Origin of the sequence: Pseudomonas poae, from assembly GCF_001439785.1 — a bacterium.
Taxonomy (GTDB): domain Bacteria; phylum Pseudomonadota; class Gammaproteobacteria; order Pseudomonadales; family Pseudomonadaceae; genus Aquipseudomonas; species Aquipseudomonas poae.
The window spans coordinates 70,050-92,810 of record NZ_JYLI01000022.1; the positions used below are offsets into that span (position 1 = coordinate 70,050).

Below are 22,761 nucleotides of genomic sequence, written 5' to 3' on the forward strand. Positions count from 1 at the left end.
TATTTTTCTCTCTGGTTTTTGATGAGTGCAGTTGCAGGTTCATCTAGAACCCTCGGACGTATCTGAACGTATCGAGGTGCAGGGGAGGAGCAGGATTTGTACCAGCCTGATTCTGGCAGGCGACATAAATTAACGTTTTGATTTAAAACAACTATTTATGATTTTCAACGGTCTCAAACAACATATCTGTCCGGCTTTCCGAACAATTGGCCGATGTTGTGTTCGGTTGTCCGACAATAAACGCTACCTGCTGTCAGGTGGCGAGAAACGCGGATGCAGCAGTCTGTCGTTTTAGAGGACGAGCGGGCGCAGGCGAGGTTTAAACATCAGAGCATGCAAACGGCGCCGCCGCTTGCTGGAGCGTTGGATGAAAGGCACTTTTCCGGCGTTGACAAATCTCGACAAGGTTCTCATAGTTCGATTAACGCAAACGTTTGCGAGATATTTCGATGCAAGCGTTGCTTACAATAATCATAAGATCGGAGTGAACCCATGAAGCTGCCATTCGCTGGACGTCTTCTCGCTGTCGCTGTGCTTGCTGCCGCATCCGCTGCTCTGCCTCTCTCCTCTGCATTCGCCGATGACGCCGCCGCCAAACCCAAGGTCGGCCTGGTGATGAAGTCCCTCGCCAACGAATTTTTCGTGACCATGCAGGATGGCGCCAAGGCCTATCAGAAAGAGCACGCCGCCGACTTCGACATGATCACCAACGGTATCAAGAACGAAACCGATACCAGCGCTCAGATCGATATCGTCAACCAGATGATCCTGGCCAAGGTCAACGCCATCGTTATTGCTCCCGCCGATTCCAAAGCGCTGGTCACCGTGCTGAAAAAAGCCTCGGATGCCGGCATCAAGGTGGTCAACATCGACAACCGTCTTGATCCGGATGTACTGAAAAGCAAGAACCTGAATATCCCGTTCGTGGGCCCGGATAACCGCAAAGGCGCGAAGCTGGTGGGTGATTACCTGGCCAAGCAACTGGCTTCGGGTGACAAGGTCGGCATTATCGAAGGCGTACCGACCACCACCAACGCCCAGCAGCGCACCGCAGGCTTCAAGGATGCGATGGACGCTGCCGGCATGAAGATCGTTTCCACTCAATCCGGCAACTGGGAAATCGACCAGGGCCAGAAAGTGGCGTCGGCCATGCTGAGCGAATACCCGGACCTCAAGGCGCTGCTGGCCGGTAACGACAACATGGCCCTCGGTGCTGTGTCCGCCGTGCGTGCCGCAGGCAAGGCCGGCAAGGTGCTGGTGGTGGGCTATGACAACATCGAAGCCATCAAGCCGATGCTGCAGGACGGCCGCGTACTCGCCACGGCTGACCAGGCCGCTGCCCAGCAAGCCGTTTTCGGTCTGCAGAACGCACTCAAGCTGGTCAAGGGTGAAACAGTCGATGCCAAAGACGGCGTGATCGAAACCCCGGTCGAACTCGTCCTCAAGAAGTAATCCTGGCAGTACCCAACAGCGCCCGCTCGTCCTGAGCGGGCGCCTGGAGATTTTCCTATGTCACCTTCCGCCCAGGCGGCTGTCCTTTCGGTCAGCGGTATCGGCAAGACTTATGCCCAACCGGTGCTGTCCGACATCACGCTGACGCTCAATCGCGGGGAAGTGCTGGCGCTTACCGGCGAGAACGGCGCAGGCAAAAGCACCTTGTCCAAGATCATCGGCGGGCTGGTCACGGCCACCACCGGGCACATGCAGTTCAACGGCCAGGATTACCAGCCAGGCAGCCGCACCCAGGCTGAAGCGCTGGGTGTGCGCATGGTGATGCAGGAACTCAACCTGCTGCCGACCCTGACCGTGGCCGAGAACCTGTTCCTGCATAACCTGCCCAGTCAAGTTGGCTGGATCAACCGCAAGCAGTTGCGTAAAGCCGCGATCGAAGCCATGGCGCAGGTCGGCCTGGACGCGATCGACCCGGACACGCTGGTCGGCAGTCTGGGCATTGGCCATCAACAGATGGTCGAGATTGCCCGCAACCTGATCGGCGACTGCCACGTACTGATTCTCGACGAGCCCACCGCGATGCTCACGGCGCGTGAAGTCGAGATGCTGTTTGAACAGATCACCCGCCTGCAGGCTCGGGGCGTGGCGATCATTTATATTTCACACCGGCTCGAAGAACTGGCCCGCGTCGCCCAGCGCATTGCGGTACTGCGTGATGGCAAGCTGGTCTGTGCCGAGCCGATGGCCAATTACAACAGCGAGCAACTGGTCACCTTGATGGTCGGTCGTGAGTTGGGCGAACAGATTGACCTGGGCCCGCGCACCATCGGTGGCCCGGCCTTGACGGTCAAAGGCCTGACACGTTCGGACAAGGTTCGCGATGTGTCCTTTGAGGTACGCGCCGGCGAGATCTATGGCATTTCCGGCCTGATCGGCGCTGGCCGCACTGAATTGCTGCGCCTTATCTTCGGTGCCGACCTGGCCGACAGCGGCACCGTCGCCCTCGGTTCGCCGGCAAAGGTGGTGAGCATTCGCTCGCCGGTCGACGCCGTGGGGCACGGCATCGCCTTGATTACCGAAGACCGCAAAGGCGAGGGCCTGCTGCTGACCCAGTCGATCAGCGCGAATATCGCCTTGGGCAACATGCCGGAGATCTCCGGCGGCGGGGTGGTCAACAGCCGCGATGAAACGGCCCTGGCCAAGCGCCAGATCGACGCCATGCGCATTCGCAGTTCCAGCCCGGCACAATTGGTCTCGGAACTGTCCGGCGGCAACCAGCAGAAAGTCGTGATCGGCCGCTGGCTGGAGCGCGACTGCCAGGTGATGCTGTTCGATGAGCCCACCCGGGGTATCGACGTCGGTGCCAAGTTCGACATTTATGCCTTGCTCGGCGAATTGACCCGTCAGGGCAAAGCGCTGGTGGTGGTGTCCAGTGACCTGCGCGAGCTGATGCTGATCTGCGACCGCATCGGTGTGCTGTCCGCCGGTCGCCTGATCGAGACGTTCGAGCGCGACAGCTGGACCCAGGACGAATTGCTCGCCGCCGCGTTTGCCGGCTATCAGAAACGTGATGCGCTGCTCAACGATGCAGTGCTTAGGGATACCCCATGAAAACCACAACTTCCCCCGGCAAGACTGGCGGCAACTTCTACGGCCTGGGTACTTATCTGGGGCTGGCAGGCGCCTTGCTGGCGATGATTGCGCTGTTCTCGGTGCTCAGCGATCACTTCCTGTCCTACGACACCTTCAGCACCCTGGCCAACCAGATACCGGACCTGATGGTGCTGGCGGTGGGCATGACGTTCATCCTGATCATCGGCGGCATCGACCTGTCGGTGGGCTCGGTGTTGGCCTTGGCCGCCTCGGCGGTCAGCGTGGCAATCCTGAGCTGGGGCTGGAGCGTGTTGCCGGCCGCCGTGCTGGGCATGGGCTGCGCCGCACTGGCCGGCACCATCACCGGTTCGATCACCGTGGCCTGGCGCATTCCGTCGTTTATCGTGTCGCTCGGTGTGCTGGAAATGGCTCGCGGCGTCGCTTACCAGATGACCGGTTCGCGTACGGCCTATATCGGTGACTCGTTCGCCTGGCTGTCTAACCCGATTGCCTTCGGTATTTCGCCGTCGTTCATCATTGCCTTGCTGGTGATCATCGTCGCCCAGCTTGTGCTGACCCGCACGGTCTTTGGTCGCTATCTGATCGGCATCGGCACCAATGAAGAAGCCGTGCGCCTGGCCGGCATTAATCCCAAGCCCTATAAAATCCTGGTATTCAGCCTGATGGGCCTGCTCGCGGGTGTGGCGGCACTGTTCCAGATTTCGCGTCTGGAAGCGGCCGACCCGAACGCTGGTTCCGGTTTGGAGCTGCAGGTAATCGCGGCAGTGGTGATCGGCGGCACCAGCCTGATGGGTGGGCGCGGTTCGGTGATCAGCACGTTCTTTGGCGTGTTGATTATTTCGGTGCTGGCCGCAGGCCTGGCGCAGATCGGTGCCACTGAGCCCACCAAGCGCATCATCACCGGTGCCGTGATCGTGATTGCCGTGGTTCTCGATACCTACCGTAGCCAGCGCGCTAGTCGGCGAGGCTGAATCATGGCAACGATCAAGGATGTGGCAGCGCTTGCGGGTATTTCCTACACCACGGTGTCTCATGTGGTGAACAAGACACGCCCGGTCAGTGAGCCTGTGCGCATCAAGGTCGAGGCGGCAATCAAGCAGCTCGACTACGTACCGAGCGCCGTCGCGCGCTCGCTCAAGGCCAAGACGACTGCCACCATCGGTTTGCTGGTGCCCAACAGCCTCAACCCGTATTTTGCCGAGCTGGCTCGCGGTATCGAGGATTACTGCGAACGTAACGGTTATTGCGTGATCCTGTGCAACTCCGACGACGATGCCGCCAAGCAACGCAGTTACCTGCGGGTGTTGCTGGAAAAACGCATCGACGGCTTGATCGTGACCTCGGTAGGCGGCGACGACAGTGGCCTGGCGGCTGGCCTGAGCGCGGTGCGCACGCCCATGGTCATCGTCGACCGCGCGCTGGACGGCATCGATGTGGACTTGGTGCGCATTGACCACGAAGAGGGCGCTTACCTGGCGACCCGGCACCTGCTTGAACTGGGCCATCGCGACATTGCCTGTATCGGCGGGCCGGGTCACACCCGCGTTGCGCAAATGCGCCTGGCGGGCTATCACCGTGCGCTCGGCGAAGCAGGGGTGAACGTTGCGCCCGGTCGCACGGAGGAAAGCGATTTCACCAGCACCGGCGGTTACGCCGCCGCCGTGAAGTTGCTGTCCGAGAACCCGCCCAGTGCGATTTTTGCCAGCAACGACATGATTGGTTTTGGCGTGTTACGCGCAGCCGCAGAGCGCAATATCCGCGTGCCGGCCGATCTCTCGGTGATCGGTTTTGATGACATCCAAATGGGCCGCTACGTTTACCCGGCATTGACCACGGTCGGGCAATCGATCGTGCAGCTGGGCGAAACGGCGGCCGAACTGTTACTGCGACGAATTGCTACCCCCCAACTGCCGATCGATCAACGTATCGTGACGCCGAGCATTGTGTTGCGTGAGTCAACGGCGCCGGTCGCTGGTGCGTTCGCGCAATACCGCTGAACCGAATTGATGAGTACTGATGTATGCCAGCAAAAGTAGTGGTAGTAGGCAGTTTGAACATGGACCTGGTCACCCGTGCCAGTCGCTTGCCGCGTGCCGGCGAAACCCTGATCGGTCAATCGTTCTCGACCGTGCCGGGCGGCAAGGGCGCCAACCAGGCCGTCGCATCCGCGCGCCTCGGGGCGGACGTGGCGATGATCGGCTGCGTGGGCACTGACGCCTATGGTGATCAATTGCGCGAAGCGCTGCTGGTCGAAGGTATCGACTGCCAGGCCGTCAGCACAGTGGACGGCTCCAGCGGTGTGGCGTTGATCGTGGTGGATGACAGTAGCCAGAACGCGATTGTGATTGTCGCCGGTAGCAACGGCGAGTTGACGCCCGCCGCGATGCGCGCGGTGGATGCCGTGTTGCAGGCTGGCGACGTGATTGTCTGCCAGCTTGAAGTGCCGATGGAAACGGTGGGCTACACGCTCAAACGTGGTCGTGAGCTGGGCAAGACGGTGATTCTCAATCCGGCGCCTGCCAGCGGCCCGCTACCGACCGAGTGGTACGCCTCGATCGACTACCTGATCCCCAACGAAAGCGAAGCCAGCGCACTGAGCGGCGTGACGGTTGACTCCCTCGACAGCGCCAAGCTGGCGGCGACGCAACTGATCAAGGCCGGTGCAGGCAAGGTCATCATCACCCTGGGTGCCGAGGGAGCATTGTTCGCCGATGGCGAGAGCTTCGAGCACCTGATGGCTCCCAAGGTCAAGGCGGTCGACACCACCGCTGCCGGAGACACCTTCGTCGGTGGTTTTGCTGCGGCACTGGTCAATGGCCAAAGCGAAGCCCAGGCCATTCGTTTTGGGCAGGTCGCTGCGGCGTTGTCGGTCACGCGTGACGGTGCGCAACCTTCCATTCCCACACTCAACGACGTTCAAGGTTTTGTGCCCTCATGAAAAAGACCCCTCTGCTCAATATCGCCTTGTCGCGTGTGATCGCCTCTCTTGGTCATGGTGACATTCTGGTCATCGGTGACGCGGGCTTGCCGGTGCCGCCGGGCGTCGAGTTGATCGACCTCGCGCTGACCCAGGGCATTCCCGACTTCATCAGTACGCTGCGCATCGTATTGAGCGAGATGCAGGTGGAAAGTCATGTGCTGGCCGAAGAAATTCTGCTCAAGCAACCGGCTGCGCTGGCCGACCTCGACAGCCTGACCGAGCAGGCCGCGCTGGGTGAGCGACGCCTGCTCAGCCATGATCAGTTCAAGCAACTGAGCCGCTCGGCGCGCGCGGTGGTGCGTACCGGTGAGTGCCAGCCTTATTGCAATATCGCGCTGGTGTCCGGCGTCACTTTCTAGAGTTTCCCAACGACAAGGAGTGTTTTATGCAACGTAGTCTCCCGACCCTGAAAAACCTGTTCCGGAGTGTTCTGCTTTTGTCCGCGCTCACTGCTGCAAGCGCCCAGGCGGCGGAAAAAATCGACCTCATCATCGACACCGACCCGGGTGCCGACGATGTCGTGGCCTTGCTGTTTGCCATGGCGTCGCCGGAAGAGTTGAGCATTCGTGCGCTGACCACCGTGGCCGGCAATGTGCGCCTGGACAAAACCTCCCGCAACGCGCGCCTGGCGCGCGAGTGGGCAGGGCGCGAGGAGATCCCGGTGTATGCCGGTGCGCCCAAGCCCCTGCTGCGCACGCCGATCTATGCCGAGAATATCCACGGCAAGGAAGGCATCTCCGGCGTCACCGTGCATGAGCCGCAAAAAGGCCTCGCAGAAGGCAATGCCGTGGATTACCTGATCAAGACCCTGCGTGCTGCCAAGCCCCACAGCATCACGATCGCCATGCTCGGCCCGCAGACCAACCTGGCGCTGGCATTGACTCAGGACCCGGAAATCACCCAAGGCATCAAGGAAGTGGTGGTGATGGGCGGCGCGCACTTCAATGGTGGCAACATCACGCCGGTGGCTGAATTCAACCTGTTCGCCGACCCTCTGGCTGCAGAGATCGTGCTCAAAAGTGGCGTCAAGCTGACCTACCTGCCTCTGGACGTGACCCACAAGGTGCTGACCAGTGAGGCGCGCCTGAAGAAGATCGCTGACATCAACAACAACGCCAGCAAAATCGTGGGCGACATTCTCAATGAATACGTCAAGGGCGATATGGAGCACTACGGCATTCCGGGTGGCCCGGTGCACGACGCCACCGTCGTTGCCTACCTGCTCAAGCCTTCGCTGTTCAGTGGCCGTGAAGTCAATGTGGTCGTGGACAGTCGCGAGGGCCCGACCTTCGGCCAGACCGTTGTCGATTGGTATGACGGCCTGAAACAACAGAAGAATGCATTCTGGGTTGAAAACGGCGATGCCCAGGGCTTTTTCGACTTGCTGACTGAACGTCTGTCCCGTCTGAAATAACGGGTTTGCCGGTCGGCGCTCGTCGGCCGGGTCTTATTCGCGCTCGGGGTCATGCGCCCCTGTGTGATCGGCCGGGTATTTCTCGAATACCTGGCCGATGAAGGCTTGCGCGGCTTGTGTGCCCAGTTCCTTGACCAACAGGTCGATACCAATGATCGCCAGCTCTTCCGGGCTTCCCGGGCTGTAGGAGCTTTGGCCCTGAGGCCATTTGGCTTTGATGTCGGCTTGCAGGATCACGGTGCTCATGGTCGGGGCTCACGGGTCGAAAAAAACGGGGGCAGTGCGCTGGAGCGCGGCTCTTACGCGGGCAGTTAACCATCTTGCGCAGTATTTGGCACTGCGACTTAGGCATCAAGCGCTTGGCAAAAGGCAAGGCTATGCGACACTGTCCACCCTTTAAATGACCGGGGAACACTGCGTGCACATCGACTTGAACAGTCCAGCTAACCTGACGCCGGCAGCCGTGCGCCAATTGCTCGCCAGTGCCAGCGATGACGAACACACACAATTGCGCGTGACCAAAGAGGGGATGGCGTACATCTCCTCCGGCAAGGCCGTAGGGGGTGTGGAGATCGACGGGCTGCTGTTTCGCCTGGAAACCTGGGCCAAAGGCTCCGGTTATGTCGGTAACGTGGCCGCCAGTGATGAGGTCTGGGTCATGCAGATTTTCAACGCGTTGAAACAAAACTGGCCTGTGCCGGCGTTTGACTACATCGACATCTACTGAGCGCATTCATATCTGGTGACGATTGACGGGGCGAATGCCGGTGTTGAGTCAGGCAGACTTGCCTGTGCAGGTTTACGTCTTGAAACCAATCGTTCTGACGGCTGTCGCACAATCTCTGTCCACTTTTTTCATAGGAGGCTTCATGCCTTGGAAGCTCGCTTCATTCGGTTCTTTGTTGGCGGCACTCGCACTGGCGGGTTGCAGCACCCCGGGTGCCTCTGAGCCAGGCAAAGACGCCGCCGTGGCCGATTCCGGCCATAGCCGCTGTGAGTCGAAGGCTGCTGAATTTGCAGTTGGCCAGAAAGCCTCGCCGCAGTTGCTGGATCAGGCCCGCACCCGCGCCGGTGCGCAGAACGCACGAATCCTCAAGCCCAGCGATATGATCACGCTGGAATACCGCTCCGACCGCCTGAACCTGAATACCGATGACAACCTGGTCATCACCCGCGTCAATTGCGGCTGAGGTTCACAAGGCTTTTGCAGCGCCCATAAAAAACCCCGTCACATGGACGGGGTTTTTTTAGCTCAGCGGAGAATTACTCGCCGCGAACCTGTGCAGCTTGCATACCCTTTTGGCCTTTCTCAGCCACGAAGGAAACGGTTTGGCCTTCTTTCAGGCTTTTGAAACCGTCGCTTTCGATAGCTTTGAAGTGTACGAACAGGTCGTCACCGCCACCTTGAGGAGTGATGAAGCCGAAGCCTTTTTCATCGTTGAACCATTTAACGGTGCCGGTTTGGCGATTAGACATGGTGTATCTCCAAGAAACTTATATTTTCAGTAGTGCTGTGCTGCTCAGGCCAACTGGGCACACCGGGCTATCATAGTCGAAATGTTCGGCTTGGGAGCCCCCCCAAGGCATTGTTTGCTAATCAATAGCGTTGCGTTTAGCGCAATGATTGGCTGAAAGCCCCGTTCTACGGGGCTTGCGCCGGAAATATCAACTGGTAAAAAAAGCCGTAAAAGCTGCGTAATTTGTGAGAAAAGGCAGTTTTCAGGCTGTTTTTCCCGCAAAACAGGCGTCTGAAGACGTCTCGTTGTTACTTTTTCTTCACGACCTTGCAGGACGAAATAGCGGCCACGGCTTTGTTTTTAAGCTCCGGGCTGGCGTTCTGGTTGGTCATCAGTTCTTTGATTTCGGCAGTGCTCAACTCGGCATTGATCTTGTCAGCGCCACAATCGCAGTGAGCTTTGGCGGTTTTGGCGTCCACGTTCTGGCTGGCGGCGGCGCTGCAGTCATTAACGAAGGCATCGCGGGCACCGGCGGGCCAGTTGGAAGGGGCGGCAGCCTGGGCGCCGAGGGACAGCAGGCTCACGGTGGCGGCGATAGCGAGGGTCGAGGTAAAACGCATCATGGGATGCTCCTTTGGGTCGAGGACGAACGGCGATTCTCGATGCGTTTGAGGCCTGCCGTACAGTCCAAGTTCACTTTGGCGGCCATAAACAGCGGAAATTGCCGCAACAGGCACGTCGTCGGCACGATGACCGTTCATCTGTGCTAGCATCGGCCGCCTGGCTATTTCAGGTGCGCAATTAGCCGCCCTGCCAGATCTTTTTCAGCTCAATCCAGTCACTCTGGTTCGATTATCGGTTGGCCGAAAGGCTCCTGCCGCTGTAAGGCAGGCGTTCATCACTGAACGGCCTGGTGTTGGATCTTGTACTGGCTCATCCCAACCCACGTGACCTTTGGTAGGGGTCACCACTAGGAGAGGAGGCGCCATGCCAACTATTACTCTACCCGACGGCAGTCAACGTTCATTCGATCATTCGGTTTCCGTAGCCGAAGTCGCCGCATCCATTGGCGCGGGTCTGGCCAAGGCCACCGTGGCCGGCAGGGTCGACGGCAAACTCGTGGACGCCAGTGACCTGATCACTGGCGACGCGAGCCTGCAGATCATCACGCCCAAGGACCAGGAGGGGCTTGAGATCATTCGCCACTCTTGCGCGCATTTGATTGGCCATGCGGTCAAGCAACTGTACCCGACCGCGAAAATGGTGATCGGCCCGGTCATCGATGAAGGCTTTTATTACGACATCGCCTACGAGCGTCCTTTCACGCCGGATGACCTGGCGGCCATCGAGCAGCGCATGCACGCGCTGATCGAAAAGGACTATGACGTGATCAAAAAGGTCACGCCGCGCGCCGAAGTGATCGATGTGTTTACCGCTCGCGGCGAAGACTACAAGCTGCGTCTGGTCGAAGACATGCCGGACGAGCAGGCCATGGGCCTGTACTACCACGAAGAATACGTCGACATGTGCCGTGGCCCGCACGTGCCGAACACGCGCTTTCTCAAGTCGTTCAAGTTGACCAAGCTGTCCGGCGCCTACTGGCGTGGCGACGCGAAAAATGAGCAGCTGCAACGGATCTACGGCACGGCCTGGGCCGACAAGAAGCAGCTGGCCGCCTACATCCAGCGGATTGAGGAAGCCGAGAAGCGTGATCATCGCAAGATCGGCAAACGCCTGAACCTGTTTCACCTGCAGGAAGAAGCGCCGGGCATGGTGTTCTGGCACCCGAACGGCTGGACCCTGTACCAGGTGCTCGAACAGTACATGCGCAAGGTTCAGCGCGACAACGGTTACCTGGAGATCAAGACGCCACAGGTCGTTGATCGCAGCCTTTGGGAAAAATCCGGGCACTGGGCCAACTACGGCGACAACATGTTCACCACGCAGTCGGAAAACCGCGACTACGCCATCAAGCCGATGAACTGCCCGTGCCATGTGCAGGTGTTCAATCAGGGCCTGAAGAGCTACCGCGAGCTGCCGCTGCGTCTGGCCGAATTCGGTGCATGCCACCGTAACGAGCCATCGGGTGCGCTGCACGGCATCATGCGCGTACGCGGCTTTACGCAGGACGACGCGCACATCTTCTGCACCGAAGAACAGATGCAGGCCGAATCCGCTGCCTTTATCAAGCTGACCATGGACGTGTATCGCGATTTCGGCTTTACCGAAGTCGAAATGAAGCTGTCCACTCGTCCGGAAAAACGCGTCGGCTCCGATGAGCTGTGGGATCGCGCCGAATCGGCACTCGCCGCAGCACTCGACAGTGCGGGCCTTGCGTACGACCTGCAGCCAGGGGAGGGTGCGTTCTACGGTCCGAAGATCGAGTTCTCGCTGAAAGATTGCCTTGGCCGCGTCTGGCAGTGTGGTACCCTGCAGCTCGATTTTAACCTGCCGATCCGTCTGGGAGCCGAATACGTCTCCGAAGACAACAGCCGTAAACACCCGGTTATGCTGCACCGGGCGATCCTCGGCTCGTTCGAGCGGTTCGTCGGTATCCTGATCGAGCACTACGAGGGCGCATTCCCCGCGTGGTTGGCTCCGACCCAGGCAGTGATCATGAATATCACTGATAAACAGGCAGATTTTGCCGCTGAGGTTGAAAAAACTCTCAACGAAAGCGGATTTCGTGCCAAGTCCGACTTGAGAAATGAAAAGATCGGCTTTAAAATCCGCGAGCATACCTTGCTCAAGGTTCCCTATCTTTTGGTTATCGGAGATAGGGAAGTCGAGATGCAGACTGTCGCTGTGCGTACTCGTGAAGGTGCTGACCTGGGCTCGATGCCCGTCGCCCAGTTCGCTGAGTTCCTCGCGCAAGCGGTTTCCCGGCGTGGTCGCCCAGATTCGGAGTAATTATTATTAAGCGTGAAATGAGACAAGATAAACGAGCTGCACCGAAAGCCCCGATCAACGAGAATATCTCGGCACGCGAGGTTCGGTTAATTGGCGCTGACGGCGAGCAGATTGGCATCGTCTCGATTGATGAAGCGCTTCGTATTGCAGAAGAGTCCAAATTGGACCTGGTGGAAATCTCCGCCGATGCAATCCCACCCGTATGTCGGGTGATGGACTACGGCAAGTCGATCTTCGAGAAGAAGAAGCAGGTTGCCGCGGCGAAGAAGAACCAGAAGCAGATTCAAGTAAAAGAAATCAAGTTTCGTCCAGGGACGGAGGAAGGGGATTACCAGGTAAAACTGCGCAACCTGGTACGTTTCCTGAGTGATGGGGACAGGGCCAAGGTATCCTTGCGATTCCGCGGCCGTGAGATGGCCCACCAGGAGCTGGGGATGGAACTCCTCAAGCGGGTTGAAGCTGACCTGCTCGAGTACGGTTCGGTCGAACAGCATCCTAAGATGGAAGGACGCCAGCTGATCATGGTCATCGCCCCGAAAAAGAAGAAGTAATCAACAGGGCACGGCAGGCCTTCTGATTATGTTTATCAACTGAATGCGGAGTATCCGAACATGCCAAAGATGAAGACTAAAAGTGGTGCTGCTAAGCGGTTTCTGAAAACCGCTAACGGTATCAAGCACAAGCACGCTTTCAAGAGCCACATTCTGACCAAAATGTCGACCAAGCGTAAGCGTCAACTGCGCGGTAGCAGCTTGCTGCATCCGTCTGACGTGGCAAAAGTCGAGCGCATGCTGCGCCTTCGTTAATTTTGGATCAAGAATAGAGGAAGTAACTCATGGCTCGTGTTAAGCGTGGCGTCATGGCCCGTAAGCGTCACAAAAAAATTCTGAAACTTGCTAAAGGCTACTACGGCGCGCGTTCACGCGTATTCCGTGTTGCCAAGCAAGCGGTAATCAAGGCAGGCCAATACGCCTACCGCGACCGTCGTCAGAAAAAACGTCAGTTCCGCGCTCTGTGGATCGCTCGTATCAATGCTGGTGCTCGTGTTAACGGTCTGTCCTACAGCCGTTTCATCGCTGGCCTGAAAAAAGCGTCCATCGAAATCGACCGTAAGGTTCTGGCTGAACTGGCCGTGAACGAAAAAGCGGTGTTTGCTGCGATTGTCGAGAAAGCTAAAGCCACCTTGGCTTAAGTACCCCCGACAGTCACCCTGGGATGCTCCTGCAGCCCAGGGTGGTAAACGTCATAAATAGGGGAAGAGCCTTCAAGCTCTTCCCCTATTTTGTATCTGGAGTCTGTACATGGAAAACCTGGACGCGCTCGTTGCCCAAGCTCTTGAGGCTGTGCATAGCGCTGAAGATATCAATGCCCTGGAGCAAATCCGGGTTCACTACCTTGGCAAAAAGGGTGAATTGACTCAGGTGATGAAGACCCTGGGGAATTTACCGGCAGAGGAGCGTCCGCAAGTCGGTGCGCTGATCAACGTTGCCAAGGAGCGCGTCACCGAGGTTCTCAATGCGCGCAAGGCGTCGCTCGAGGAGGCCGATCTTGCGGCCAAGCTCGCGGCCGAGTCCATTGACGTGACCTTGCCTGGCCGTGGCCAGGCGTCGGGCGGTCTGCATCCGATCACCCGGACTCTGGAACGTATCGAACAATTCTTCACCCATATCGGCTACGGCATCGCTGAAGGCCCTGAGGTCGAAGACGACTATCACAACTTCGAGGCGCTCAACATCCCAGGCCATCACCCGGCCCGGTCGATGCACGACACCTTCTATTTCAATGCCAACATGCTGTTGCGCACCCATACCTCGCCGGTACAGGTCCGCACCATGGAAGCGAACAAGCCGCCAATCCGCATCGTTTGCCCCGGCCGCGTGTACCGCAGCGACTCCGATATCACCCACTCGCCGATGTTCCACCAGGTCGAAGGCTTGCTGGTTGATCGCGACATCAACTTCGCCGACCTCAAGGGCACCATCGAAGAATTCCTGCGGGTGTTCTTCGAGAAAGAGCTGGCCGTGCGTTTCCGTCCATCCTTCTTCCCGTTCACCGAGCCTTCCGCTGAAGTCGATATGGAATGTGTGATGTGCAGCGGCAAAGGCTGCCGTGTCTGCAAGCAGACTGGTTGGCTGGAAGTGATGGGCTGCGGCATGGTTCACCCCAACGTGCTGCGCATGTCCGGGATCGACCCGGAAGAATTCTCGGGCTTTGCCTTCGGCATGGGCGTTGAGCGTCTGGCCATGCTGCGTTACGGCGTGAACGACTTGCGTCTGTTCTTCGACAACGACTTGCGGTTCCTCGCGCAATTTCGCTAGTCGTAACGAATCTTTAGGAGAGCAGGATGAAATTCAGTGAACAATGGCTGCGTGGCTGGGTAAGCCCGCAGGTAGATCGCGACGAGCTGGTTGCTCGCCTGTCAATGGCCGGTCTTGAGGTCGATAGCGTAACGCCGGCCGCCGGTGTTTTCAGCGGCGTGGTGGTGGGTGAGGTGCTGAGCACCGAACAGCATCCGGACGCCGACAAATTGCGTGTATGCCAGGTCAGCAATGGCGCGGAGACTTTTCAGGTAGTGTGCGGAGCGCCCAACGTGCGTCCGGGCCTGAAGATTCCGTTTGCCATGATCGGTGCCGAGCTGCCGGGCGATTTCAAGATCAAGAAGGCCAAGCTGCGCGGTGTCGAATCCAACGGCATGCTGTGCTCACAGGCCGAGCTGCAAATCGGTGAAGGCAATGATGGCCTGATGGAGCTGCCGGCGGATGCGCCCGTGGGTCAGGACGTTCGCGTTTATCTGGAGTTGGAAGACGCCAGCATCGAGGTCGACCTGACCCCGAACCGTGGCGACTGCCTGTCCCTGGCGGGTCTGGCCCGTGAAGTGGGTGCGCTGTACAACGTCCCGGTTACCCGCCCGGTAGTCACCGCCGTGCCAGCCGTGCATGACGAAGTGCGTCCGGTCGAAGTGCTGGCCCCCAATGCCTGCCCGCGTTACCTGGGTCGCGTTATCCGTAACGTCGACCTGTCCAGGCCAACTCCGCTGTGGATGGTCGAGCGCCTGCGTCGCGCCGACGTACGCAGCATCGACGCCGCCGTCGACATCACCAACTACGTGATGCTGGAGCTGGGCCAGCCACTGCACGCCTTCGATCTTGCCGAAATCAACGGCGGCATCCGCGTGCGTATGGCCGAAGAAGGCGAAAAGCTGGTGTTGCTCGATGGCCAGGAAGTCAGCCTGCGTGCCGATACCCTGGTAATCGCCGACCATTCCCGTGCGCTGGCGATTGCCGGTGTAATGGGGGGCGAGCACAGCGGTGTATCCGCAACCACCCGCGATGTGTTCCTCGAAAGCGCGTTTTTCGATCAGATCGCCATCGCCGGCAAGGCCCGTTCCTACGGCCTGCACACCGACGCCTCGCACCGTTACGAGCGTGGCGTGGACTGGCAGCTGGCCCGTGAAGCCATGGAGCGGGCCACTGGCCTGCTGCTGGACATCACCGGCGGCGAAGCCGGCCCGATCACCGAAGTGGTCAGCGAGCAGCACCTGCCGTCCGTTGCGCCTGTTACCCTGCGTGCCAAAAGTGTCGAGCAAATGCTTGGCCTGGTGATCGCACCCGTTGAGATCGAGCAATTGCTGTCGGCCCTGGGTCTGGGCATTTCGGCCGGCGGGGAAGGGCAGTGGCACGTTACTGTGCCAAGCCATCGCTTCGATATCAGCCTCGAAGTCGACTTGATCGAAGAACTGGCTCGCCTGTACGGCTACAACCGCCTGCCGGTTCGTTATCCACAGGCGCGCCTGGCCCCGCAACCCAAAGCCGAGGCGCGTGCACACTTGCCTGAACTGCGTCGGCTGCTGGTAGCGCGTGGCTATCAAGAGGCGGTGACCTACAGTTTCATCGATCCCAAGCAGTTCGAGCTGTTCAACCCTGGCGTCGAGCCGCTGCTGCTGGCTAACCCGATCTCCAATGACATGGCGGCCATGCGTTCATCGCTATGGCCAGGTCTGGTCAAAGCGCTTTCCCACAACCTGAATCGCCAGCAAGACCGCGTGCGCATGTTCGAAAGCGGCCTGCGATTTGTCGGTCAGTTGGGCGACCTGAAGCAAGAGCCAATGCTGGCCGGCGTGGTCTGCGGCAGCCGTTTGCCGGAAGGCTGGGCTCAGGGTCGCGATCCGGTGGATTTCTTCGACGTCAAGGCTGACGTCGAAGCGGTGCTGGGCTTTGCCGGTGCATTGGATGCCTTTACATTTGTGCCGGGCAGCCATCCTGCGTTGCACCCGGGCCAGACAGCACGCATTGAGCGTGACGGTCGTCTGGTGGGTTTTGTGGGTGCGATTCACCCCGAGCTGTCGAAAAGCCTGGGCCTGGACCGTGCGGTCTTCGTTTTTGAACTGGTTCTGGCGGAAGTCGCTTCGGGCAAAATGCCGAAATTCAGCGAGCTGTCACGCTTTCCTGAAGTGCGTCGCGACCTGGCCTTGATTGCTGATCGTGAGGTTGCCGCCACTGCCGTTCTGGACGTAATTCGTGAAAATGCAGGGGAATGGCTGACAGACCTCAGGCTATTTGACGTCTATCAGGGTAAAGGCATTGATCCGCATAGAAAAAGCCTCGCCGTCGGCTTGACCTGGCAGCATCCATCGCGCACTCTTAACGACGATGAGGTGAATACCACGACACAAAATATCCTCACCTCGCTTGAACAAAGGTTAAACGCCACGTTAAGGAAGTGACGTATGGGGGCTTTGACGAAAGCTGAGATGGCGGAACGTCTGTACGAAGAGCTGGGTCTGAACAAGCGCGAAGCCAAGGAATTGGTCGAGCTGTTTTTTGAAGAAATCAGGCACGCTCTTGAAGACAACGAACAGGTCAAATTGTCCGGTTTCGGCAATTTTGACCTGCGGGACAAACGCCAGCGTCCTGGCCGCAATCCAAAAACGGGAGAAGAAATCCCGATCACGGCCCGCCGTGTGGTCACCTTTCGTCCAGGGCAGAAGTTGAAGGCCCGAGTTGAGGCTTATGCTGGAACCAAGTCATAACGACGAGCTACCCGTCATCCCAGGCAAACGCTACTTCACCATTGGTGAAGTCAGCGAGCTCTGTGCGGTCAAACCGCACGTGCTGCGCTATTGGGAGCAGGAGTTCCCTCAGCTCAACCCCGTCAAACGCACCGGGAACCGTCGGTATTATCAGCGCCAGGACGTGCTGATGATCCGACAGATCCGCGCGTTGCTGTACGACCAGGGGTTCACCATCAGCGGCGCGCGTCAGCGCATGTCCGGTGATGAAGCCAAAGACGACACCACCCAATACAAGCAACTGATCCGCCAGATGATCTCCGAACTCGAAGATGTCCTGGTGGTGTTGAAAAAATGAATTGGGCTTTTAAAATACTTCCACATTTCAAAAGCTTGCGGTATATTCCTGATCGCTTCCTTGCGAAGCGAACCCAGTAACACGCCTAGTCGGGGCGTAGCGCAGTCCGGTAGCGCACTAGCATGGGGTGCTAGGGGTCGAGTGTTCGAATCACTCCGTCCCGACCATATTTTTCAATGACTTAGCCGAACTCTAACCAGTTCGGCTTTTTCATGCGCAGGGACTTTTGCGGGGGGGCATCCGCTTTCCTTCTCGAGATGGTCAGCGCTGGTCCGCTAGAGTTGCCGAAACTTTGTTGACAGTCTCAATCAAGTGCAGAAAATTCGAGGCAGAATAGTGGTTCGTAATACTGCCGTTCTTATGCCCCAATGATGTTTTTCCATCTTTCCCCGTCACGCTTGTTGCACGTGATTGGGTAACTTCGTGAACAGCAGAGCTTGCTCTTCCCAGAATGTTGGGCAGAGCTTGCGGCTCGTCTTCTTTTCCTCAAGCATCCATATCATAGGCACGCTTTTCAGCCAGGGTCGCTTTTCAGCATGGCGCCAATTACGGGTTTTTTATGAGACTTTGAAGTAGCGGGCTTCTGAGAAAGTCGACGTCAGATCTGGCAGCCCCGCGCGTGGCTTTTTGCATCTTGTGTTCGTAAACCTCAGAAAAAAATCTTGAACCAGAAGGGCGCCAGATTCAACGCTATGCCTAGAGCAACGAAGCCAAAAGCTTTCGGTGCCTCGAACGGCTTTCGTGAAGGAGTAAAGAAAATAGCGAGTAACGCTCCGATTAGAACGCCTGGGAAGCTGAAGAAGTAAAGCAGCCAACCCATAGACTCTGTGACCCATATGTCAAAAAGGTACAAGTACAGCGCCATTGCTGCGGCGATTCCGCTCAGCATCCCTTGTGGTGCTTTGCAAAGAAGAGCTACGCAAAGAACTATCGCTTGTGGTAACCAGTAGCCCGCAAAATTGGCTAAGAAATACTCATTTTTTGGAGATATTAAGGCGGCAACGGCTGGGCTCAGCGCGATACCTATTGCTGCCATAGGTATCCGAGTGGGCTGTGAAATATTCTTTTCTGCTGATCTCATTCCCTGTGACCCTTTTTAAAGCCGAATGATGGTGCGGACAGTTAGCGCCAAAGCCTCAATCTTATATTGCCTCCAAACAGAAGAGTGAGCGACATGCGGAGGTTGATGGCGGTTTGCCGCCAGGGTGATTTTCTCTCCCTGAAGCCGCTCTCGTGTATAAATACTGCGGAGATTTTGTTCGGTATGGGAGAGTTTCAGCATAATGGACCGCCTGATCTATAGAATGCCCCAACCCTTTGATGCACAACGGCTTTTCGCTATTTATAGCGATCCAAAAACCAATCTTTTCAACCCCGCAGGGCCCATGCGTGACCTTGTCGAAGCGCAGGGCTTATTGAGTCGCTGGATCGAGCATTGGGAAAAGCATTTATACGGTGCGTGGGCTATCGCAAGAAGTGATGCTCCGGAGTGCGTTATAGGGTTTGGTGGCATTTCCGCCCACGATTACTTGGCTGAACAGCGTGTCAACCTGGGTTATCGCTTCGCTGTCGAGGCTTGGGGTCAGGGCTATGCAACCCAGCTAGGAAGAGATGCGTTGACATACGCATTTGAAAAGCTATGTTTGCCCGAAGTTTACGGTCTAGTCAGGCCAGATCATAAAGCCTCTATACGGGTATTAGAGAAGATTGGCATGCAACCCTTTGGGCAACTGGATGATGTCCCTGGTAAAGCGCCAAGCCTGATGTTTAAGGCGCTGCGAGGCAGGTCAACCTAATCGCGAGGGAATTCACAGCCATCTGCACAGCGCGCTCAAAGTGTCGAAAATACTGGGCAGCTTCCCGGATAAACGAGGAAGAAAGCGATGAGAGTGATTTTTGTACTGCTGATGATGATTAGTGCCCATGCTTTTGCCGGCTGCGACAGCATTGCAGACTCGGACCAGAAGGCAACGGTAGCTGCAACTAGATCTTCGACAGGGATCTACGTGCTCAATGCGATGCTCTGAAGCGCTAGTTTTCAGCACCGACGATGAATGTTGACAAAGTTACTCTTTCAGAGATTTCGAAACCGGAAATGCTACGGTCTCTTCAAACCAAAGAATGCGTGATAGGCAACTTCAACTCAGCCACCAGGGAGAAAACGAGTGAAGGTAATCCGGAGTAAAGAGTTCACCGCTGCTCGCGCATGGGGTGCACTGGATATTGCAAACATGCACGGCACGACAGTGCGTCTTCATTGGACGGATCAGCCCTACAAGTGGCATGTGAACGATGGCGAGGAAGTATTTGCGGTCCTGGACGGCGTCGTCGAAATGCACTATCGCGATCTAGGTATTGAACACATTGTTGTGCTGTCGGCGGGGGATGTGTTTTTTGCGGGTATCGGTTGTGAGCACGTTGCTCACCCTCTCGGCGAAGCTCGAATACTCGTCATTGAGCGCGAGGGGAGCGTTTGATTGAGAGCGGGCTGGCCCGATGTCTCCAGCGCACTCCCAACCTTCCTGAACTCAACTGCCCGCAAAAAAACTCAAACCCTTACCAATACCGCATTGATAAGTGAGTGTTTTATCAATCTGTCGGTAATCGGGAACCGAGAATATCGTCATGCTGAACTCGGCATTGCCATCCGGGTGCACCCGATAGCGCAAAAACTGATTAATAGGCTTGCCTTCACGGCTCACACTGAAATGATCGTCGGCGAATGCCAGGGTGCCGTCCTCGGTCACGCGAAAGGCATCAATACGCAGCCCACCGCGGGTTTTGGTGGGCTCAACGTTGCTCGATCCCGGCTTGCAGAGGCCCAGGTCAAGCACCACGGAGACGGACTTTCCGGCCAATAAAGACTGTGTCACTGCAGGCAAGTCGGGTAAGGCATCGCTGGCCCAGCTCATGGCGGGGAGTGACAAGGCGAGCATAAAAAGGCAGGACTTGTTCATAGCGTCTCCAGTAAGGGTCATGGTGGGAGCAGGTTACCCGTAACGTCTACCCGTGTTTATGAACATTGCAATGTGACGACCTATTCAACCGAACGCTCTCCAGCCGCTGTTTTCGATGGACTCTCTGTATTGCGCATGCCTCTGTCCCTTTTTTTCACCTCACCTGTCATACCCGGTAAGTGAACAAAATCGAGAGCCTTTCCCATGTCCGCCGTTCTGCCCCTGCGCTTGCGCCCTTTGCTCCGCTTGAGCCTGATGCTGAGCCTCAGCGCCAGCCCGCTGTTCGTCTCACTCAGCTACGCCGAAGACACCACACGCCGCAGCTACCAGATCCCTGCCGGTAGCCTGAGCACCGCGCTGACCCGATTTGCCGGCCTGTCCGATGTCAATCTGTCGGTGGATCCGGCGCTGGTCAGCGGTCGCAGCAGCAGTGGTTTAACGGGCGAATATGGTGTGGAGGAGGGCTTTGCTCGCCTGTTGCAAGGCTCCGGCCTGCAATTGCAGCCGGTGGGCGAGCAGGCGTTCATGCTGGTGCCGGTGCCCGAAGGCAGCAGTCTGCAACTGGCGCCGACGTCGATCCTCGCCACCACCGACCTGGCGGGCGGTGATGCCTATGCCGGTGGGCAGGTTGCGCGCCGTGGCTCGCAGGGCCTGCTGGGCGCACGGGACTTCATGGAAACGCCCTTCAGCATGACCACCTACACCCAGGAGGCGGTCAAGAACCAACAGGCCCGCACGCTGGGCGACCTGATCGCCAGCGACCCTTCTGTGCGCACCACCAACCCGGCCGGCGGGCGGTACGAGCAGTTCACCATTCGCGGTTTCAGCCTGTTCAACAGTGACGTTTCCTACAACGGCCTGTACGGCGTATTGCCGACGTATACGATTGACATGGAAATGGCCGACCGCGTCGACATCCTTAAGGGCCCGAGCCAGTTGATCAACGGCATCTCCCCGCGTGGCAGCGTGGGCGGCGGCATCAACGTGGTGCCCAAGCGGGCGACCGACAAGGATATCAATTCGTTTACCGGCACCTGGGCCTCCGGCAGCCAGGCGGGCGGGGCGGTGGATGTTGGTCGCCGGTTTGGCGAGGACAATAAGTTCGGCATTCGTTTCAACGGCGTGAAGCAGGCCGGCGATACCGAGTGGGATCACCAGAGCGTCGACCGCGAGATGGCCGTGCTGGGTCTGGATTTTCGCGGTGAGCGCCTGCGTCTCTCCACAGACATCGGCCGCACCGAGCGGGACACCGACGCGCCCCAGGAGCGTGTGCAGGTGGCCGCCAATGCCAGGGTGCCCAGCGCCAGCGATGTGCGCCGCAACTACGCGCAGTCCTGGAGCAAGGCCAGCACCAACGACACGTTCGGCACGTTCAATGGCGAGTTCGACCTCAGCGATAATGTGATGCTGTACGGCGGCGTGGGCGCGCGCAAGAGTAACCACGACTTCCTGCGCCATGCGGTGTCGGTCAGCAACAACGCCGGCGATTTCAGCGTGCAGCCGCGTGATTTCACCCGTGACGAAAATGTGCGCACCGCCACCGCCGGCGTGCGCAGCTGGTTTCACAGCGGGCCGGTGAGCCATGAGGTCAACCTCGCGGCCAGCTACTTCTACATGGACTTTGAAAACGGCGGCGCGCGGTACGCGGCGGCGCCGAGCAATCTCTATAACCCCGTGCAAACCCCGACGCCTTCGCGGCCGACGCGTTTTGATCCCAAGGTGTACACCGAAAACACGTTCAGCGGCCTGGCGCTGTCCGACACCCTGGGCTTTTTCGATGACCGCCTGCTGCTGACCCTGGGCGCACGCTGGCAGCGCGTGAAGGTGGACGATTGGACCGACAACGTCAAAGGCGCCACCGCTTACGGCGAAGAAAAGATTTCACCCTCGGGCGGCGTGCTGTTCAAGGCCACTGACACGCTCTCGCTGTACGCCAACTACATGGAAGGCTTGAGCCAGGGCAAGATCGCCCCGTCCACCTCGATCAACGAAGATGAAATCTTCCCGCCCTTTATCAGCCGTCAGGTCGAGGTGGGCGCCAAATACGACGCCGGAGCTTTCGCGGTGACTGCTGCGGTGTTCCGCATCAAACAGCCGGCCTACGAAACCAATGCCGGCTCGCGGTTGTTCGGTCCCAATGGCAAGCGTCAGAACGATGGGGTTGAGCTGAGCCTGTTCGGCGAGCCGTTCAAGGGGTTCCGTTTGCTCGGCGGCGTGATGTACATCGACAGCGAATTGACTCACACCACCAACGGCACTTTCGACGGCAACCGCGCGCCGGCAACGCCCAAGTACAACGTCAATCTGGGCGCCGAGTGGGATGTGCCGACCCTCGAAGGCCTGACCCTGACCAGCCGTGGTATCTATTCCAGCTCCCAGTACCTGGACCAGGCCAACGTCAAGCAGATCGAGGCCTGGAATCGCATTGACGTCGGCGCGCGCTACGCCTTCAAGCTGGACGACAAGCACATCACCCTGCGCGCCAACGTGGAGAATGTGGCCGACAAACGCTACTGGAGTTCGGCCGGTGCTTCGGATGACAGCGAGCCAGGCCTGACCCTCTCGACGCCGCGCACCTATCTGCTGTCGGCCACGGTCGATTTCTGAGTTG

At 58.2% G+C, this 22,761-nt stretch carries 25 protein-coding genes and 1 tRNA gene; 21 read left to right on the forward strand and 5 right to left on the reverse strand.

Annotated features, from left to right (window positions below; genetic code table 11):
- Window positions 1–492: 492 nt before the first annotated feature.
- From TU75_RS22025 to TU75_RS22055, 7 genes are read left to right on the forward strand one after another with little or no spacing between them, the layout of a single operon-like run.
- Window positions 493–1,452 carry a sugar ABC transporter substrate-binding protein gene (locus TU75_RS22025; protein ID WP_003234271.1) on the forward strand — a complete coding sequence of 320 codons (960 nt, stop codon included), beginning with the start codon at window positions 493–495 and terminating at the stop codon, window positions 1,450–1,452.
- A gap of 57 nt (window positions 1,453–1,509) precedes the next feature.
- Complete coding sequence (locus TU75_RS22030; protein ID WP_060550109.1) at window positions 1,510–3,063, forward strand: sugar ABC transporter ATP-binding protein; 1,554 nt, start codon at window positions 1,510–1,512, stop codon at window positions 3,061–3,063.
- Complete coding sequence (locus tag TU75_RS22035; protein WP_003234269.1) at window positions 3,060–4,037, forward strand: ABC transporter permease; 978 nt, start codon at window positions 3,060–3,062, stop codon at window positions 4,035–4,037. Before TU75_RS22030 ends, TU75_RS22035 begins: the two co-directional genes overlap by 4 nt.
- Window positions 4,038–4,040: 3 nt before the next feature.
- Window positions 4,041–5,063: a LacI family DNA-binding transcriptional regulator gene (locus TU75_RS22040; RefSeq protein ID WP_060550110.1), complete on the forward strand. Its 1,023-nt coding sequence runs from the start codon at window positions 4,041–4,043 to the stop codon at window positions 5,061–5,063.
- A gap of 23 nt (window positions 5,064–5,086) precedes the next feature.
- Window positions 5,087–6,004 carry a ribokinase gene (gene rbsK, locus TU75_RS22045; RefSeq protein WP_060550111.1) on the forward strand — a complete coding sequence of 306 codons (918 nt, stop codon included), beginning with the start codon at window positions 5,087–5,089 and terminating at the stop codon, window positions 6,002–6,004.
- Window positions 6,001–6,405, forward strand: a complete 405-nt coding sequence (gene rbsD / locus TU75_RS22050) for a D-ribose pyranase (RefSeq protein WP_003234266.1) — start codon at window positions 6,001–6,003, stop codon at window positions 6,403–6,405. The genes rbsK and rbsD overlap by 4 nt, the downstream gene beginning before the upstream one ends.
- A 26-nt stretch (window positions 6,406–6,431) precedes the next feature.
- Window positions 6,432–7,460: a nucleoside hydrolase gene (locus TU75_RS22055; protein ID WP_060550112.1), complete on the forward strand. Its 1,029-nt coding sequence runs from the start codon at window positions 6,432–6,434 to the stop codon at window positions 7,458–7,460.
- Between the two features lie 33 nt (window positions 7,461–7,493).
- Here the strand turns inward: TU75_RS22055 and TU75_RS22060 are convergent, their stop codons facing one another.
- Entirely contained in the window at window positions 7,494–7,706 is a 213-nt protein-coding gene (locus TU75_RS22060) for a hypothetical protein (protein ID WP_003234264.1), read from the reverse strand.
- A gap of 172 nt (window positions 7,707–7,878) precedes the next feature.
- On the opposite strand from TU75_RS22060, the gene TU75_RS22065 reads away from it, so the two are divergent.
- Window positions 7,879–8,187 (forward strand): hypothetical protein, encoded by a 309-nt coding sequence (locus TU75_RS22065; protein ID WP_003234262.1) that lies wholly within the window; start codon window positions 7,879–7,881, stop codon window positions 8,185–8,187.
- Between the two features lie 142 nt (window positions 8,188–8,329).
- The gene (locus TU75_RS22070; RefSeq protein WP_060550113.1) at window positions 8,330–8,650 is read left to right on the forward strand and encodes an I78 family peptidase inhibitor; all 321 of its coding nucleotides are present in this window, start codon (window positions 8,330–8,332) and stop codon (window positions 8,648–8,650) included.
- Between the two features lie 73 nt (window positions 8,651–8,723).
- On the opposite strand, the gene TU75_RS22075 is transcribed toward TU75_RS22070, so the two are convergent.
- Window positions 8,724–8,936, reverse strand: a complete 213-nt coding sequence (locus TU75_RS22075; RefSeq protein ID WP_003234260.1) for a cold-shock protein — start codon at window positions 8,934–8,936, stop codon at window positions 8,724–8,726.
- A gap of 289 nt (window positions 8,937–9,225) precedes the next feature.
- Window positions 9,226–9,540: a hypothetical protein gene (locus TU75_RS22080; protein ID WP_082630519.1), complete on the reverse strand. Its 315-nt coding sequence runs from the start codon at window positions 9,538–9,540 to the stop codon at window positions 9,226–9,228.
- A gap of 364 nt (window positions 9,541–9,904) precedes the next feature.
- On the opposite strand from TU75_RS22080, the gene thrS reads away from it, so the two are divergent.
- The 9 genes from thrS to TU75_RS22125 all read left to right on the forward strand — a co-directional run bounded on the left by thrS (window position 9,905) and on the right by TU75_RS22125 (window position 17,360).
- A complete protein-coding gene (gene thrS / locus TU75_RS22085; protein ID WP_003234255.1) occupies window positions 9,905–11,827 on the forward strand; it encodes a threonine--tRNA ligase in 1,923 nt (640 codons plus the stop codon).
- Window positions 11,827–12,378, forward strand: coding sequence for a translation initiation factor IF-3 (gene infC / locus TU75_RS22090; RefSeq protein ID WP_015884933.1), 552 nt, complete (start codon window positions 11,827–11,829; stop codon window positions 12,376–12,378). Before thrS ends, infC begins: the two co-directional genes overlap by 1 nt.
- A 60-nt stretch (window positions 12,379–12,438) precedes the next feature.
- Complete coding sequence (gene rpmI / locus TU75_RS22095) at window positions 12,439–12,633, forward strand: 50S ribosomal protein L35 (protein WP_002553160.1); 195 nt, start codon at window positions 12,439–12,441, stop codon at window positions 12,631–12,633.
- 29 nt (window positions 12,634–12,662) lie between these two features.
- Window positions 12,663–13,019: a 50S ribosomal protein L20 gene (gene rplT, locus TU75_RS22100; RefSeq protein ID WP_003234252.1), complete on the forward strand. Its 357-nt coding sequence runs from the start codon at window positions 12,663–12,665 to the stop codon at window positions 13,017–13,019.
- A gap of 109 nt (window positions 13,020–13,128) precedes the next feature.
- The gene (gene pheS / locus TU75_RS22105; RefSeq protein ID WP_003234250.1) at window positions 13,129–14,145 is read left to right on the forward strand and encodes a phenylalanine--tRNA ligase subunit alpha; all 1,017 of its coding nucleotides are present in this window, start codon (window positions 13,129–13,131) and stop codon (window positions 14,143–14,145) included.
- A gap of 26 nt (window positions 14,146–14,171) precedes the next feature.
- Entirely contained in the window at window positions 14,172–16,550 is a 2,379-nt protein-coding gene (pheT, locus tag TU75_RS22110; protein WP_060550114.1) for a phenylalanine--tRNA ligase subunit beta, read from the forward strand.
- A gap of 3 nt (window positions 16,551–16,553) precedes the next feature.
- Window positions 16,554–16,856 (forward strand): integration host factor subunit alpha, encoded by a 303-nt coding sequence (gene ihfA, locus TU75_RS22115; protein ID WP_002553164.1) that lies wholly within the window; start codon window positions 16,554–16,556, stop codon window positions 16,854–16,856.
- Entirely contained in the window at window positions 16,837–17,193 is a 357-nt protein-coding gene (locus tag TU75_RS22120) for a MerR family transcriptional regulator (RefSeq protein WP_003174972.1), read from the forward strand. Before ihfA ends, TU75_RS22120 begins: the two co-directional genes overlap by 20 nt.
- Before the next feature lie 90 nt (window positions 17,194–17,283).
- Window positions 17,284–17,360, forward strand: a tRNA-Pro gene (locus TU75_RS22125).
- A 482-nt stretch (window positions 17,361–17,842) separates the two neighbouring features.
- Here TU75_RS22125 and TU75_RS22130 read toward each other — a convergent pair.
- The gene (locus TU75_RS22130; protein ID WP_060550115.1) at window positions 17,843–18,274 is read right to left on the reverse strand and encodes a hypothetical protein; all 432 of its coding nucleotides are present in this window, start codon (window positions 18,272–18,274) and stop codon (window positions 17,843–17,845) included.
- A 202-nt stretch (window positions 18,275–18,476) separates the two neighbouring features.
- Between TU75_RS22130 and TU75_RS22135 the strand changes: the two genes are divergently transcribed.
- Entirely contained in the window at window positions 18,477–18,989 is a 513-nt protein-coding gene (locus TU75_RS22135; RefSeq protein WP_060550116.1) for a GNAT family N-acetyltransferase, read from the forward strand.
- A gap of 369 nt (window positions 18,990–19,358) precedes the next feature.
- Window positions 19,359–19,670, forward strand: a complete 312-nt coding sequence (locus TU75_RS22140) for a cupin domain-containing protein (protein WP_003234243.1) — start codon at window positions 19,359–19,361, stop codon at window positions 19,668–19,670.
- 51 nt (window positions 19,671–19,721) lie between these two features.
- On the opposite strand, the gene TU75_RS22145 is transcribed toward TU75_RS22140, so the two are convergent.
- Window positions 19,722–20,150, reverse strand: coding sequence for a VirK family protein (locus tag TU75_RS22145; protein ID WP_060550117.1), 429 nt, complete (start codon window positions 20,148–20,150; stop codon window positions 19,722–19,724).
- 204 nt (window positions 20,151–20,354) lie between these two features.
- Here TU75_RS22145 and TU75_RS22150 point away from each other — a divergent pair, with 204 nt between their 5' ends.
- The gene (locus TU75_RS22150) at window positions 20,355–22,757 is read left to right on the forward strand and encodes a TonB-dependent receptor (protein ID WP_060550118.1); all 2,403 of its coding nucleotides are present in this window, start codon (window positions 20,355–20,357) and stop codon (window positions 22,755–22,757) included.
- Window positions 22,758–22,761 lie beyond the last annotated feature (4 nt).